Genomic DNA, 14,762 nt, shown 5'->3' on the forward strand with positions numbered 1-14,762 from the left:
TGTTGAACTGAGACGTATGGTATTGCGTCCTGAATTGTCCCATCGCAGCGTGCCGGGATTTGTGAAGGCAGCGGTATTGAACCCCTGCTCTAGAGTGCGTTTGTTAGGGGCTAACGATCCGTAGCCAGGATCAATTAGCGTCGCGCAGTTTGATTCCGTCGGCGATGCCAAGGGAATTGGAGCCAGCGAAGACAGAGAAGGGAATTCCATCGGAGAAAGTCAGAATGGAATCAACCGATAATTGTTCTCTGCCAAGAGGGTTTCTTTGAATTGCTCTTGACAGGTCGGGATTTAGCAGGCAACATCGGGTCATATTCGTTCTTAGGATAAGCAGGAGCTGTTGCGTTAATTCCTGCGAAGGTGATTAGCTGGACATGTATCGTGTAATGTCATCTCAAGGTTGTTGTCGCTGCTGCTTCAACACGCGGACAGTTGAGCTTCCTCGCGGAGTGGCGGAACGGATCCATTTGTAGTCGGAAAGATCGCCTGAAGAGTTTCAGATGCTCCCGTGAGTCAAGGCTCTCGGGTTTTTTATTTGGAACCGCGCGCCTTTAGGCCGCACTTCAGGATTAGATTCGGATGAAGCCTTTTCACATCATGGCCAAGCCCCACGGGCCGATTTGCAATCTCAATTGCACCTATTGCTATTACCTCGAAAAAGAGAAACTTTATCAAGGGTCGGGCCGCTCTTATCAGATGAAGGATGAGGTGCTGGAAACCTATGTGCGGCAATATATCGAGTCCCATCCTCTTTCGCACGTAAGTTTCGCCTGGCAAGGTGGGGAGCCAACTCTGCTTGGCGTTGATTATTTCGAGAAAATTGTCGCCCTGCAAAAGAAATATGCGAATGGCAAGACGATTGAGAATGCCCTTCAGACTAACGGAACTCTTCTCAATGATGCCTGGGGTGAGTTCTTTGCACGCAACCAATTCCTGATTGGGCTTTCAATCGACGGACCGGAAGAAATCCATGATGCATATCGTGTGGACAAAGGCGGTCAGCCAACCTTTACGCGTGTGATGCGTGGGCTCGATGTGTTAAAGAAGCACGGAGTCGAGTTCAACACTCTCACCGTGGTGAACCGACTGAATTCCTACCGCCCGCGGGAAGTTTATCGGTTCCTGAAGGCGATTGGCAGCAAATATCTGCAATTCATTCCAATCGTCGAGCAGCTTGCGGAGCAGCCGGACGCGAACGGGCTGGTCTTGTTGAAGCCTTTTACGCGGCAAAAGACCTCCGTATCTGAATGGTCCGTTGAGCCATTGCAGTTTGGCAAATTCCTTACCGAAATCTTCGACGTATGGGTGCGAAACGACGTGGGCAAAACATTCGTGCAGATATTCGATGTAGCCCTTGAGTCCTGGGCTCAACTCCCGCAATCGCTATGCGTGTTTGCACCAACGTGTGGACAGGCGCTCGTGGTCGAACATAACGGAGATGTTTATTCCTGCGATCATTTTGTCTATCCTGAGAATCGACTGGGCAATATCCTTCAGAATCCTCTGGAGAGTCTGATTAGTTCGCCTCAGCAAAATCGCTTCGGCTCCGTAAAATCGCTTGGATTGCCTTCCGATTGCCAAAAGTGCGACGTGCGATTTGCCTGCAATGGTGAGTGCCCCAAACATCGCTTTACGCAGACAGCTGCAGGGGAATACGGACTGAATTATCTCTGTGCCGGCTACAAGTATTTCTTCCACCACATTGATCCATATATGCGTTTTATGGCGCAGCAGTTGGCAGCGAATCGCGCTCCGGCGCGAGTGATGGAATGGTTGCATTCTGGCGGCGACAGTCTGGTGACCGCTCATGGGAGGAAGAGTTCCCATGCCCTCGTGTAGATTGCGGCATTTTTGAACTTCGGTTGAAAATCCTTCTTCCCCCCAGTTGAAGCACTACTTACGCGTAGCGAGTCTTGAGATTGATCTGCGCGCAATCATTTTCTCATTCAAATTCTTCGGAGAACGCAATGAAGATTATGCAGCACATAGGTCTTTTGCTCAGTGGAACCATGGCAATGAGTTCATGGAACTTAGCATGGGCGAAGGACAAGGAAAACGACGCTAAGCCCTCATGGCCTACCATTCCTGTTCATGAAGCTCCGCCTCAATCGTGGCCGGAGCCGCCGAAGGCTCCATCGGGAGCTCCCAATATTGTGCTTATTTTGATTGACGATGTGGGCTTTGGTGCGACGTCGGCTTTTGGCGGTCCTATTCAGACGCCGACGTTCGATAGATTGGCGCAGTCAGGCCTTCGCTATAACTCATTTCACATGAACTCGCTGTGCTCTCCCACTCGAGCTGCATTGCTGACCGGACGCAACAATCATCAAGTCGGTTTTGGCTCTATCTCGGAGTGGTCGTCGGGCTATCCGGGATATAACACTCTGATTCCCCAAAGTGCAGCTACAATTGCCGAAGTCCTGAAAGAGAACGGTTACAGCACATCAGCCTATGGCAAGTGGCATAACACTCCTACCTGGCAGGTTAGCCCCGCAGGGCCATTTGATCGCTGGCCAACAGGCTTAGGCTTCGAACACTTTTATGGCTTTAATCAGGCGGCGGACAGTCAATACTTTACACGCATCTATCGCGATACAACTCCAGTCGAACCTTCGAAGACGCCGCAGGAAGGGTATCACTTCACAACTGACATTACGAATGAGGCTATCAACTGGCTACACCAACACGATGCGGTCGCTAAGGAGAAGCCCTTCTTCCTCTACTTCGCTACGGGTGCGACTCACACACCTCATCATGTACCAAAAGCATGGGTTGATAAGTACAAAGGGAAATTCGATCGCGGATGGGATGTGATTCGCCAGGAAACCTTCGAGCGGCAGAAGTCCTTAGGCGTAATCCCTGCAAATGCAGAGCTGACTCCTCGCCCGGATGGGTTACCTGCCTGGGATTCGCTAAATCCACAACAGAAGAAACTGCTTGCACATCAGGCCGAAGTCTATGCCGGTTTCACTGAGCAGACGGACTACGAGATCGGACGCTTGCTTGACGCCATTCGCGAAGAAGGACAGGCTGACAATACGATCGTCCTGGAGATCTTTGGCGATAATGGCGCCAGTGCTGAAGGCGGTTTAGAAGGAACGGATGCTCGCGATATTAACGGCAAGCCGAAGAGCATCGAAGCGCGCCAAGATATTGCGGATCTGCTCGGAAGCGAGCTGTATATGAACCACTACGCGGCTTCGTGGGCATGGGCTCTAAATTCCCCTTTTCAAGGAACAAAACAAGATGCGTCGCACTTAGGCGGAACCACTGATCCTCTGGTGATTTCCTGGCCTGGACACATCAAGGATCGGGGTGGGATTCGTGGACAATTCTCACACGTGAACGACATCGCTCCGACGCTCTATGAGATTGCAGGCATCGCGCCCCCGGAGCAGGTGAATGGCGTAAAGCAGATTCCTCTTGAGGGCAAGAGCCTCGTTTACACCTTCGATAATCCCGCAGCTTCCACTCACCACACGCTGCAGTACTTTACGACAAGCGGCAATCGTGCTATTTACAAAGACGGCTGGTGGGCAGGCAACCGCTATCGTTCGACGTGGGAGGCAGCCGGGATTCCCAATGGAACAGATAAAGATATCGATGTGAGGCCATGGGAGCTTTACAACCTGAACGAGGATTACAGTCAGGCGCACAACCTTGCTGATAAGTTTCCGGACAAGCTGAAGGAGTTGCAGCAGGTCTTTGATAGCGAAGCTAAGCGCAATCAGGCTTATCCCATTCTTCCCGTCTTTTCCAGTTTTCCGATCGGAGTCGCGAAAGGACAAAAGGTTTTCACGTATCGCTCCGGCGTCGAACGCCTGCAACAACGCATTTCTCCCAGTCTTGCTGGACGCGCTTACACCATTACCGCAGATGTGGAGCTACCCATCAACGGTGCAGAAGGCGTAATCCTGGCACAAGGAGGCCTTCAAGGAGGTGCGAGCCTTTTCCTGAAAAATGGGCACGTCTATTACGAAGTAAATGCCCTGAACAATCGTTCCGGACAACTGGTATCTATCGATCCGCTTAAGCCCGGCAAAGCACACATTGAAATAAACGTAACGCCAGACCCGAATGAGACAAATTCCAAGGACGCGCCTCCCTATAGACCGCGGAAGCCAGTCCCCGGCGATGCGCAACTGCTTATCAATGGCCAGCCTGCCGGACAGGTGCACTTTGTAAACCTAAATGCGACAGCCAGCGAGACTCTGGACATCGGCAGCGACCTTGGCTCGCCAGTCAGTCCTGAATACAAGACGCCCTATCGCTTTACCGGCAAGATCAAAACAGTCATGATTGAAATAAAGTAAGCGAATCTGATACGTACAACAATCCAGCGGCAGGAGTACCGGGAAGATCGACACGGTGAAAATCCATCTTCAATAACATGTTCACGCGTGCCTGATTCTTCAGACACGCGTGGCATTATCCGGTACGCAAATTCTGTAACAAACTCTGGACAACAGTGCCATCGAACGTCCGATTGTGTTGACAATCACAAAAGACGCCCTGTGAAGCTGTTATAAATCGGCTATGTCGACGATCTTCCCGGCCAATCGAGCTGTCTCACTCCAGAGCCAGGATTATGCTTCGTCGACCTTCTGTTGTTGTCGCTGCGATATTAGCGCGCAACACGGATGCTCTGATTCTCTGCTTTAGTTCCGCACTTTCAGTAATCATCAGCCAATGCGCGCTCTTAACCGCGAGTGGCAGATGCGTGCGTTCTCCACTCGTTTTCATAATGAACGATTGGATGAAGATATTAGATGAACGTAAAAGTAAATGGGGAATTACTGGAGCTTTCTAGATCCAGAACAACTATCGCTGATCTTCTTGTGCTGAATCAAGTGGAGTCTCCGGAGATGGTGTCCGTTCAGCGTAATGGCGAATTCGTCGAAAAGACTGAGTACGCACAGACACTTCTTGTCGAAAATGACGAGGTCGATTTTCTATATTTCATGGGCGGCGGAGCGCGATGAAGGGATTCACGACACGCGCCATTCATAGCCGTCCGATGCGGACTGACCCGCATGGAACCCTACGTCTTCCCGTCTATGACAATGTTGCATTTGAATTCGAAAATTCCCTGAGCATGCAACAGGCCTTTGAGGGACGTAAGCTGGCTCACTCCTATAGCCGCATTTCAAACCCCACCGTAGCTGATTTTGAGGACCGCATTCGTGGTTTGGCCGGAGCCTATGGCGTGATTGCCGTGTCTTCTGGCATGGCCGCAATCAGCGCCGTGGTGCTAGCGCTCAGCCATGCAGGATCGAACATCGTCACGACACGATCTTTATTTGGCAATACCCTATCCCTATTCGAGGATACGCTGGGGCCGTGGGGACTCGAAGTTCGTTATGTCGATATGCAATGCCCGGAACAGTTGGGGTCAGCTATCGATAGCAGCACGGCTGCAGTCTTTTTTGAGGTGATTACGAATCCGAAGATGGAGGTAGCTGACACTTCCAGAATCACTCAGATCGCCCATGAACATGATGTGCCAGTGATTCTCGACGGAACGGTTACCACGCCTTACCTCTTTCAATCCAAGCAATTTGGAGTGGATATCGAAGTGATATCCAGCACGAAGTATATTTCTGGCGGGGCCACGTCGGTTGGCGGTCTGGTTATCGACAATGGAATCTTCGATTGGAAGAAAAACTCGAAATTGACGAAAGCGGCGCGCAAATATGGCCCCAATGCGCTCATTACAAACCTTCGGCGCGAAGTCTATCGCAATCTAGGTTCTTGCATGTCTCCGCACAATGCGTTCCTGCAATCATTAGGGTTGGAGACACTGGCTCTTCGCATTGATCGAAGCTGCACCAGTGCGCTGGCAATTGCGAAATGGCTGACAGCCCGGCCGGAAGTTACAGATGTTTTCTATCCCGGTTTAGAGAGTTCCGGAGCTCATGACACTGCGTCCAGGCAGTTTCCGCGCGGCTTCGGAGGTATCGTGAGTTTTAATCTAAAGGGGAAAGAGGAATGCTTTGCTTTTATGGACGCGCTGAAAGTTGTGCGTCGAGCGACCAACATAAACGACAACAAGACGTTGGTCCTGCATCCTGCCAGCACGATCTTTTGCGATTACTCGGAGGAGAAGAGGCGCCAGCTCGGAATTTCCGACACAATGCTTCGACTCTCTGTGGGGATTGAGGATTTGGAAGATATTTTCGTGGATTTGGAATTAGGGCTTGAAGCCATTCACTCCCAAGTTCAACCATCAGTGGTGGAGGCAAGACATGATGGAGCTAACTGACGAGCGAGTCGAACGATACAGCCGCCAAATCATTCTGCAAGACGTTGGCGTCGAAGGGCAACAAAAGCTATTTGAAGCCAAGGTTTTGATTATCGGGGCAGGTGGTCTTGGATCACCCGTTGCCCTCTATCTGGCAGCGGCCGGGGTGGGAACCATTGGGATCGCAGATGCGGATAGTGTAGATTTGTCCAATCTTCAACGGCAGGTCATCCATTTCACGGCCGATGTTGGAAATCCCAAGGTGGAATCGGCCGCTGCCAAAATGCGTGAGCTGAACCCCGATGTAGATGTGCGTACCTATCACGAGTTTCTTCGCGCTGATAACATTCGTCCAATTATCCGCGGATACGACTTCGTCATCGACGGAACAGATAATTTCGCAGCGAAGTTTCTCATCAACGATGCTTGCGTATTGGAAGGCGTTCCTTTCTCTCATGGCGGCATCCTACGTTTCCATGGTCAAACGATGACCATCTTTCCTGGGGAGTCTACTTGCTATCGATGTGTGTTTACAGCTCCACCGCCGAAGGGAGCCGTTCCGACCTGCTCGGAGGCAGGAATCCTTGGAGCCGTTGCTGGCATGCTGGGGACAATTCAGGCAGCTGAGGCGTTAAAGTTTATTACTGGCGCAGGAAAGCCGCTTACGGATGCGCTGCTCTCTTTTGATGCAAGAGATATGAACTTTCGAAAGGTGCAGTTTAAGCGGAATCCACGTTGCGCCGTCTGTGGAGAATCGCCCACCATCTCTGAGTTGCATGACGAGGAGCAACCTGTCTGCGAACTGAAAGTGAGATAGCCGATGAAAAAGATGACCGCAGAAGTGCTGGCAAAGATTGTTTCCCATGCCAGACAAGAGGCGCCAATCGAGGCCTGTGGATACTTAGGGGAACGGAATGGCCTCATCGGAATCAGCATTCCTCTTACGAACACGGATGCATCTCCGGAGCACTACAGTATGGACCCGGCCGAGCAATTTGCAGCTGTACGCGAGTTGCGGAGCGGCGGCTATCGTCTATGTGCGGTCTATCATAGTCATCCAGCGAGTCCAGCGCGCATGTCTCAGGAGGATATTCGACTGGCCGTCGATCCATCATTAACGTATGTGATTGTTTCGTTGATTGAGGAGTTGGCCGTGGTGAAGGCGTTTACTGTCCGCGATGGAGTTCAAGAAGAAGAGATCCGATATGAGGACTAGAGCATTTCTCGCACAGATGTACACCGAAGCACAAAAGCTTTGGCAGCTTTCCGACAAAGAAAGCTGCACCTTATTTCCCTCGGCGAGTGTATGCCTATGCGGGAAATGCTCTAGAGCAATCCCGCATAGGCATAGCCAAACCATGAAGGTTGACGCCACTTCCCGCCAAAGAATCGGAACTTAGCAGATCTTTGATGAGGCATGGTAACGCCGGAATGGCCCTGGAGAAAGTCGATAGTTCTCTTAGCGATTAAGCAGGTTGAGTTGTTTGTGTTCGCCAGCAAGGAGCGTTTTTCGATGTCGTATGAAATTCCCGTTAGCTTGAGTAGTGAACTCGACGATCTGGAAGGATACATTAACCGTCACCAAAGAGGGGAAATTGACGCTGCAACATTGAAGGTACGAAGGGTTCCCTTCGGCTGCTATGAACAGCGACAGGAGGGAACCTACATGGTTCGTATCCGCGCGACAGGCGGCGCAATTACTCCGAAGCAGCTGCGGGCCATTGGTGAAACGGCAGTTCGCCACAAAAGCGAATCGGTTCATATTACTACCCGTCAGGAGTTTCAGATCCATGATGTTTCGCTTCGAGATGTGACTGAGATTATGCGCGAGTTATTGACATACGGCCTCTCTACGCGAGGGGGCGGAGGAAATACTGTTCGCAATATCATGGTGTCACCCGATGCGGGGGTAGCCTTGGACGAGGCTTTTGATCCGAGTCCTTATGCTTTCGCTTTGACGACCCTTCTTATTGCTGAACATGACTCCTGGACATTGCCACGAAAGTACAAAATCAGCTTTTCCAACTCACCTGATGACACTGCTTATGCGCAATTCAACGATTTGGGATTCATTGCTCAGACTCGCTCTGGCGTTAAGGGATTTAAGGTCTATGTTGCCGGAGGTTTGGGCGCAAAGCCTGCGGTTGGCCACCTCCTCGAGGAATTTATCCCTGCTGAAGATATATATTTCGTGGCGGAAGCAATCAAACGTTTGTTCGACAATCACGGCAATCGAAAGAACCGTCACGCCGCACGGCTGCGCTTTCTGTGGAATAGCGTCGGAGAGGCACGTTTTCGAGAGTTATACGAAGAGCAACTGAAGAGCGTCCGCTCAGAGAATCCGGAACGAACCGTGCGCGTAGAAGATCTCGAACAGAGCAGTCAAACGCCGTTATTTCGGCCGATCGAAGGAAAGGGTGTTGGTTTTGAACGTTGGAGAAAGACGTTTGTGCAACGTCAGAGGCAACCGGGGCTTGTCTCTGTCCTTGTCCCGGTATTCTTAGGCAACCTGGAAGCAAAATCTGTAATTCGATTCGCCGATTTCCTTGAGCCCTTTGGCGATAATGTCATTCGAGCGACACTGGGGCAAAATCTCAGACTTCGGAATATTCCAGAAGAATACCTCGGCAATGTATATGAGCTGTCTCGCGAGATCTCCACATTGACGGATGGATCAGCTCTGTTAGCGAATGCAATTGCTTGCACCGGCGCAGATACCTGTAAACTTGGCATCTGTTTATCGAAGGGAGCTCTGGCTGCTGTCGCGCAAAGAATCGGGCAGTCTGATCTTGACCTCACGGAAGTCAATGACTTTCATCTGAATCTTTCGGGCTGTCCAAATACCTGTGGGCAGCACATGCTGGCCGATCTGGGTTTTTACGGAAACGTTGGTCGCAATGGGCAGCAGATGTTTCCGGCATATGCCATTGTGGCTGGGGCCAGCACGAAAGATGGAAAGGCGCGTTTGGCGCAGCTGATCGATCGAGTAAATGCCAGAGATCTTCCGGACTTTGTCGTCAACGTCATAAAAACATGGGTGAATAAGAAGGGCTCCTATTCTTCGTTCTCAGACTATATCGATGGGGAAGGGAGCGAAGACCTCAAGAGAATAGCCGATCTTTATCGAAATGTTCCTGCGTTTTCTGAAGATAAGAATTACTACTTCGATTGGGGCGCTTCCGAGGTATTCTCGCTTGTAGGGAAGGGTGTGGGAGAATGCTCTGCCGGCCTATTCGACTTGATTGAAGTCGACCTGAAGAACGCCAGACAAGCGTGGGATCGAGCGAGGAATTCAACCGTTGATCTCGGACGGACACTCTATGAGCTCACACTGTATTCTTCCCGTGCTCTTCTAATTACGCGTGGAGTCGAAGCGAAAACAGACCGCGCGGTCTTTGAAGCATTTCGCAGGCACTTTGTTGACTCTGGCTTGATTGACTCAAGATTCGATTCTCTCCTCTCCGCGGTTCAAGAGGAGCGGTTGGATTTCCTTTCCTCGGTCAGAGAGGATGCGCTTGCTTTGCTTGAAGCAGTGGAGAAACTCTATCAAAGCATGGATAACTCCCTGCGTTTTCCTACAGAGCAAAAACCGGGAGCAGCCGTTGGTGCCCAACCCGATAGTTCGGTTGATGTTGAAAGGGATTACCGAACTGTTAAGTGTCCGATGAATTTCGTCAAAGTCAAGATCGATCTTGCATCAATGCGGAGTGGCCAACGGCTAAGAGTTGCCTTGGCTGACGGAGATCCGATTCGAAATGTCCCACGTTCTGTGGAACAGGAAGGGCACAAGGTTCTTGAACAGAAGAGAGATGGTGAAGTCTGGTTTGTGTTAATTGAGAAGCGGTAACGTCTTGTAATCTGTTTGAGGTTACTTTTGATATGTTTGACAAACGAAAGCTTAGATTCTAGATTAAATTCATTCTCCTGGTTATCAGTCTCAGTTGAATGAGCAATTGGTTTCCTGCTTGTCGGAAACAATTGAGCTAAAGGAATTTGATGAACCCGATCCTCAATCCCGTTTTTTGTCTGTGCTGCTGTTGTCAACGCTGCGCCGAGCGGGCATGTGCTTCGGGCTAGATTCGGATACGAAATTCTAGATCTCGGAACCCACCCGCTATGCAGGTGGGTTTTGTATTTTCTACATATACAAACAAAATTCAGTAAGAGTTGTAAGGCACCGGTGGCGAAGTGGCTAACGCGCAGGTCTGCAAAACCTGTATTCGCGGGTTCGACCCCCGCCCGGTGCTCCATATTCTTATGAGATTGACTATGCAATTTGTGTCGAATTTAGCAGTTGACCGAGTGTTTCGCGCCAGTTTAATTCTTCAAGATAAGTTGCCCAAGACCCTTCGCGTGGCTCTTCTGCTAGCGTTCCTTTGGAGCGTTTCGTCTACGCTGATATACGGGCAGGATCATTTACTGAATGTTTCCTACGATCCAACTCGGGAGTTCTACGAGAAATACGATCAGCTCTTCGCGCAACACTGGAAGGCGATCACTGGGGCGAATGTGACAGTCAACCAGTCACATGGTGGTTCGGGGAAGCAGGCACGGGCTGTAATCGAAGGCTTAGAGGCCGATGTTGTAACTCTTGCACTCGCCTACGACATCGATGCGATTTCGCAGAATGGTGGCTTGTTGGATAAGAACTGGCAATCCAAACTGCCCTACAATAGCACCCCCTACACTTCGACAATTGTTTTTCTGGTACGCAAAGGCAATCCTCGTGGCATTCATGACTGGGATGATCTGATTCGGCCTGGAATAAAAGTTATTACACCAAATCCAAAGACTTCGGGAGGAGCGCGATGGAATTACCTTGCTGCCTGGGGCTACGCACTGCGCGAGTCTCACAATAATGAACAGGGCGCGCGGGAATACATGCAAAAGCTATTCCACAATGTTCCCGTACTGGATTCAGGTGCACGTGGTGCCACCACAACATTTGTACAGCGTGGCGTTGGAGACGTGCTAATCGCTTGGGAAAACGAAGCTTTTTTAGCATTAAAAGAGTTTGGTCAAGACAAGTTCGAAATTGTGATCCCCTCTGCTACTATCCTGGCCGAGCCTCCTGTAGCGGTCGTGGATAAGGTTGCGCGGCAGCACGGAACCGAGAAGCTCGCACGCACCTATCTCGATTATCTGTACTCTCCAGAGGCACAAGATCTAGCCGCAAAGTTCTATTATCGACCACGCCTCAAGACCGTAGCGGACAAGTACCGAAATGTGTTTCCGAAGGTTAATGTCTTCACCGTGGATCAGGGATGCGGAGGATGGAAAAACGCACAAGAGAAGCATTTCAAGGATGGTGGGACCTTCGACCAAATTTATGGGAGATAGAAGCCTCAAATACCCCGCTATCGATTTGAAGAGTCGATGGAGCTTTCAAACTCGAAGATCTCCCCTTCCCGGTTTTCGTCTGAGTCTTGGATTCACTCTGGCGTACTTAATCGTGATCGTTCTCATTCCGTTGGCAGCGATTCTCTTACACGGATTTCGCAGTGGTCCTGGTACCTTTTTTCGTACTGTTGCGGTTCCTCGCGTTGTTGCGTCATACCGAATCACATTGGGAGCGGCTATAGCATCCTCTTTGATTTCTGCAATGGCGGGAATGCTTGTAGCATGGGTCCTGGCGAGATATAGATTGCCAGGGAAACGAATTGTCGATGCCTTCATCGATCTTCCCTTTGCGCTGCCCACAGCTGTTGCCGGTATATCGTTGACGACCCTGTACTCGGAGCATGGTTGGTTTGGACACTATCTTGAATCACACGGAATACACGTGGCGTTTACCCCTTTGGGGATCATCCTCGCCATGTCTTTTGTGGGATTTCCTTTTGTGGTGCGCAGCATACAGCCTGTCCTGGAAGATATGGATCCGGCTATGGAAGAGGCCGCTGCCAGTCTGGGAGCCGGATCCTGGCAGCGATTTTGGCGGGTTATTGTTCCAACAGTCTTGCCTTCTCTCATAACCGGTACGGCGTTGTCCTTCGCGCGAGCAGCTGGTGAGTATGGTTCTGTGATTTTCATTGCTGGAAACATGCCAATGAAAACGGAAATTACCTCACTGCTCATTGTGACCAAGTTGGAGGAGTACGACTATTCGGGCGCAGCTGCAATTGCAGCTGCTATGCTGGCCCTCTCATTCAGCATTATGTTGCTGATTACTGTTTTTCAATGGCTGATGCAACGTCATCAGGGAGAAAGAATATGAGTGCTGCTGGGCATCCGCATATCGCTGGCGCGGCAAGATCATCTAGTTTGCGGAAGATTGCACAATTCGGGCTCATTCTGCTGGCGCTCCTGTTTATAGGATTATTCCTTATCGTTCCCGTAGTAGTTGTTTTTACTGAGGCCTTCTCACAAGGTTGGCAAGTGTATCGCGATGCCGTGCGGCAACCAGAGGTTCTTTTTGCGGTGAGACTTACTTGCATGGTTGCCGCTATCGCGGTGCCCTTTAATGTTGTATTTGGCCTTGCAGCCAGCTGGGCGATAGCACGGTTTGAATTTCGTGGCCGAAACCTGTTAATCACGTTGATCGATATCCCATTAATGGTTTCACCTGTCGTTGCCGGAATGATGTATGTAGAAGTTTTTGGACTGCATGGATGGCTCGGCCCCTGGCTAACGCGGCATAACTTACACGTAATCTTTTCTCTCCCCGGTATTGTGCTCGCAACGATTTTTGTAACCTTTCCCTTTGTTGCTCGAGAGCTGATTCCATTTATGCAGACTCAGGGAAGCGACGAAGAAGAAGCAGCGGCAGTGCTTGGCGCAGATGGTTGGCACATCTTTTGGCGGGTAACGCTGCCGAATATCAAATGGGCGCTACTTTATGGAACTATACTCGCCGGGTCGCGTGCATTGGGAGAGTTTGGAGCTGTCTCCGTAGTCTCTGGACATATTCGCGGCCAGACGACGACTCTGCCATTGCAAGTAGAGATGTTTTATAACGAATACAGCTTTACGGCAGCTTTTGCGTGCGCATCTCTGTTGACCTTGTCAGCAATATTCACATTGATGATCAAAAAACTTATTGAGGTGACTTCTGGAATAATTCACCGCGTGCAGGAGGACACCTGCGAGCCATGAGTATCGAACTCAAAGATATACATAAGCGTTATGGTTCGTTCACTGCTCTAGCGAATATCAATCTCGATATTGCTGAAGGCGAATTAGTAGCACTTCTTGGACCCTCAGGTTCCGGGAAAACGACCTTATTGCGCATTATCGCCGGTCTTGAAGTTCCTGATCGAGGTGCCGTGTTGCTCAATGGAGAAGACTTAACTAGATACGGCGCGGCGCAACGTGGCATCGGATTTGTGTTTCAGCACTATGCGCTTTTCCGACATATGACTGTATTTGAAAACGTCGCTTTCGGACTTCGTGTGCAACCTAGAGGGGGGCGTCCCACTCATGCCGAAATACGTGAACGGGTACAGGAGTTGCTTCATCTTGTACAGCTGGGGTCCTATGCGCGAATGTATCCGGCGCAACTTTCTGGGGGGCAACGACAACGAATTGCTTTGGCGCGAGCCTTGGCAGTAAAGCCTTCTGTCTTGTTGCTCGATGAACCGTTTAGTGCTCTTGACGCCAAGGTACGTAAAGATCTTCGCAATTGGCTGCGGAGAATTCACGATGAGTTACATGTGACAACGGTGTTGGTAACTCACGATCAGGAGGAGGCTCTGGAGGTTGCTGATCGAGTCGTGATCTTGAACAGCGGCTCTGTTGAGCAAATAGGCTCGCCACAATCAATCTATGACAGGCCGGCTTCCCCATTCGTCTATCGTTTCCTTGGCAACGTGAATCTCTTTCACAATCGCCTCTTAGAATATCTTTTGCCCAACGAAAATAAGGAAGCAAGGCCAGCAGAAAGCCAACCGGTGATCGGCTTTGTGCGGCCTCATGAACTTGATGTCTTCCGGAAGAAACCCGGAGGCGAGCCGTCTCTAGAAGCAAAGGTTTATAGAATTCATACGTTAGGTCCGATCGTCCGTCTAGAGCTTCGGTTTTCCAGCAATGACGAGCTTGTTACGGCTGAGATAAGCAAAAAACAGTTTGAGGAACTCTCTCTCTTGCTCGGAGATGAGATCTTTGTCAGACCGCATGCGATACGTCTATTTGATACTCAGGACGTAGACGAAACTGTCCTTGAGCATGGGGCCGGTATCTAGAGTATTTGTACTTCTGTGTAGGAGTGGGAGGGATGAAGAGTGGCTTCCCTTAACAAAAATCCGCCCTTTCTGCTTGCCCTGTATGCATCGGTAATGAAAACGCTCTGGTGCTACTTATGCCATGCAATCTCAATGGTGAATTGTTGACAACAAAAATAATCATCGGTAGCCTTCGATCATGCATATTCACGTAATGACGCCTCCTCCTTGTTGTCGCCACTGTTTGTGGCTGCACCGGCGACTGCGTGAAGAATCCTTTTACTTCGACACTGGATCTCTCTACCTCTGAACGGGAGATTAACAGCTCGAGAGCACGACAGGGAATCGACCTCAGCCCCGGATGC

At 50.4% G+C, this 14,762-nt stretch carries 11 protein-coding genes and 1 tRNA gene; all 12 read left to right on the forward strand.

The annotated features are described in order from the left end of the window. Window positions 1-579 precede the first annotated feature (579 nt). The 12 genes from AC6I7T_RS31365 to AC6I7T_RS31420 all read left to right on the forward strand — a co-directional run bounded on the left by AC6I7T_RS31365 (window position 580) and on the right by AC6I7T_RS31420 (window position 14,418). Entirely contained in the window at window positions 580-1,839 is a 1,260-nt protein-coding gene (locus AC6I7T_RS31365) for an anaerobic sulfatase maturase (protein ID WP_497795403.1), read from the forward strand. Between the two features lie 128 nt (window positions 1,840-1,967). Beyond that, on the forward strand, window positions 1,968-4,313 hold the full coding sequence (locus tag AC6I7T_RS31370; protein ID WP_497795404.1) for an arylsulfatase: 2,346 nt from the start codon (window positions 1,968-1,970) through the stop codon (window positions 4,311-4,313). A gap of 456 nt (window positions 4,314-4,769) precedes the next feature. Beyond that, window positions 4,770-4,982 (forward strand): sulfur carrier protein ThiS, encoded by a 213-nt coding sequence (gene thiS / locus AC6I7T_RS31375; protein WP_497795406.1) that lies wholly within the window; start codon window positions 4,770-4,772, stop codon window positions 4,980-4,982. Next, window positions 4,979-6,262, forward strand: a complete 1,284-nt coding sequence (locus AC6I7T_RS31380; protein ID WP_497795407.1) for a PLP-dependent transferase — start codon at window positions 4,979-4,981, stop codon at window positions 6,260-6,262. Before thiS ends, AC6I7T_RS31380 begins: the two co-directional genes overlap by 4 nt. Continuing rightward, on the forward strand, window positions 6,246-7,058 hold the full coding sequence (locus AC6I7T_RS31385; RefSeq protein WP_497795409.1) for a HesA/MoeB/ThiF family protein: 813 nt from the start codon (window positions 6,246-6,248) through the stop codon (window positions 7,056-7,058). Before AC6I7T_RS31380 ends, AC6I7T_RS31385 begins: the two co-directional genes overlap by 17 nt. Window positions 7,059-7,061: 3 nt before the next feature. Then, the gene (locus tag AC6I7T_RS31390) at window positions 7,062-7,457 is read left to right on the forward strand and encodes a M67 family metallopeptidase (RefSeq protein ID WP_497795411.1); all 396 of its coding nucleotides are present in this window, start codon (window positions 7,062-7,064) and stop codon (window positions 7,455-7,457) included. A gap of 297 nt (window positions 7,458-7,754) precedes the next feature. Further along, window positions 7,755-10,088, forward strand: coding sequence for a ferredoxin-like domain-containing protein (locus AC6I7T_RS31395; protein WP_497795412.1), 2,334 nt, complete (start codon window positions 7,755-7,757; stop codon window positions 10,086-10,088). A gap of 327 nt (window positions 10,089-10,415) precedes the next feature. Next, window positions 10,416-10,491, forward strand: a tRNA-Cys gene (locus AC6I7T_RS31400). Between the two features lie 19 nt (window positions 10,492-10,510). Then, window positions 10,511-11,581 carry a sulfate ABC transporter substrate-binding protein gene (locus tag AC6I7T_RS31405; protein ID WP_497795414.1) on the forward strand — a complete coding sequence of 357 codons (1,071 nt, stop codon included), beginning with the start codon at window positions 10,511-10,513 and terminating at the stop codon, window positions 11,579-11,581. A gap of 112 nt (window positions 11,582-11,693) precedes the next feature. Next, a complete protein-coding gene (gene cysT, locus AC6I7T_RS31410; protein ID WP_497795415.1) occupies window positions 11,694-12,455 on the forward strand; it encodes a sulfate ABC transporter permease subunit CysT in 762 nt (253 codons plus the stop codon). Then, the gene (gene cysW / locus AC6I7T_RS31415) at window positions 12,452-13,333 is read left to right on the forward strand and encodes a sulfate ABC transporter permease subunit CysW (protein WP_497795416.1); all 882 of its coding nucleotides are present in this window, start codon (window positions 12,452-12,454) and stop codon (window positions 13,331-13,333) included. Before cysT ends, cysW begins: the two co-directional genes overlap by 4 nt. Continuing rightward, a complete protein-coding gene (locus AC6I7T_RS31420; protein ID WP_497795417.1) occupies window positions 13,330-14,418 on the forward strand; it encodes a sulfate/molybdate ABC transporter ATP-binding protein in 1,089 nt (362 codons plus the stop codon). Before cysW ends, AC6I7T_RS31420 begins: the two co-directional genes overlap by 4 nt. The last annotated feature ends 344 nt before the right edge of the window (window positions 14,419-14,762 follow it).

The sequence above is a fragment of the Humiphilus diazotrophicus genome, from assembly GCF_059726315.1.

Bases quoted from the DNA above. Each gene is read 5' to 3' on its own strand.
- AC6I7T_RS31385 (WP_497795409.1), top strand. From the start codon at position 6,246: ATGATGGAGCTAACTGACGAGCGAGTCGAACGATACAGCCGCCAAATC.
- AC6I7T_RS31365 (WP_497795403.1), top strand. From the start codon at position 580: ATGAAGCCTTTTCACATCATGGCCAAGCCCCACGGGCCGATTTGCAAT.
- AC6I7T_RS31380 (WP_497795407.1), top strand. From the start codon at position 4,979: ATGAAGGGATTCACGACACGCGCCATTCATAGCCGTCCGATGCGGACT.
- thiS (WP_497795406.1), top strand. From the start codon at position 4,770: ATGAACGTAAAAGTAAATGGGGAATTACTGGAGCTTTCTAGATCCAGA.
- cysW (WP_497795416.1), top strand. From the start codon at position 12,452: ATGAGTGCTGCTGGGCATCCGCATATCGCTGGCGCGGCAAGATCATCT.
- AC6I7T_RS31420 (WP_497795417.1), top strand. From the start codon at position 13,330: ATGAGTATCGAACTCAAAGATATACATAAGCGTTATGGTTCGTTCACT.
- AC6I7T_RS31370 (WP_497795404.1), top strand. From the start codon at position 1,968: ATGAAGATTATGCAGCACATAGGTCTTTTGCTCAGTGGAACCATGGCA.
- AC6I7T_RS31405 (WP_497795414.1), top strand. From the start codon at position 10,511: ATGCAATTTGTGTCGAATTTAGCAGTTGACCGAGTGTTTCGCGCCAGT.
- AC6I7T_RS31390 (WP_497795411.1), top strand. From the start codon at position 7,062: ATGAAAAAGATGACCGCAGAAGTGCTGGCAAAGATTGTTTCCCATGCC.
- AC6I7T_RS31395 (WP_497795412.1), top strand. From the start codon at position 7,755: ATGTCGTATGAAATTCCCGTTAGCTTGAGTAGTGAACTCGACGATCTG.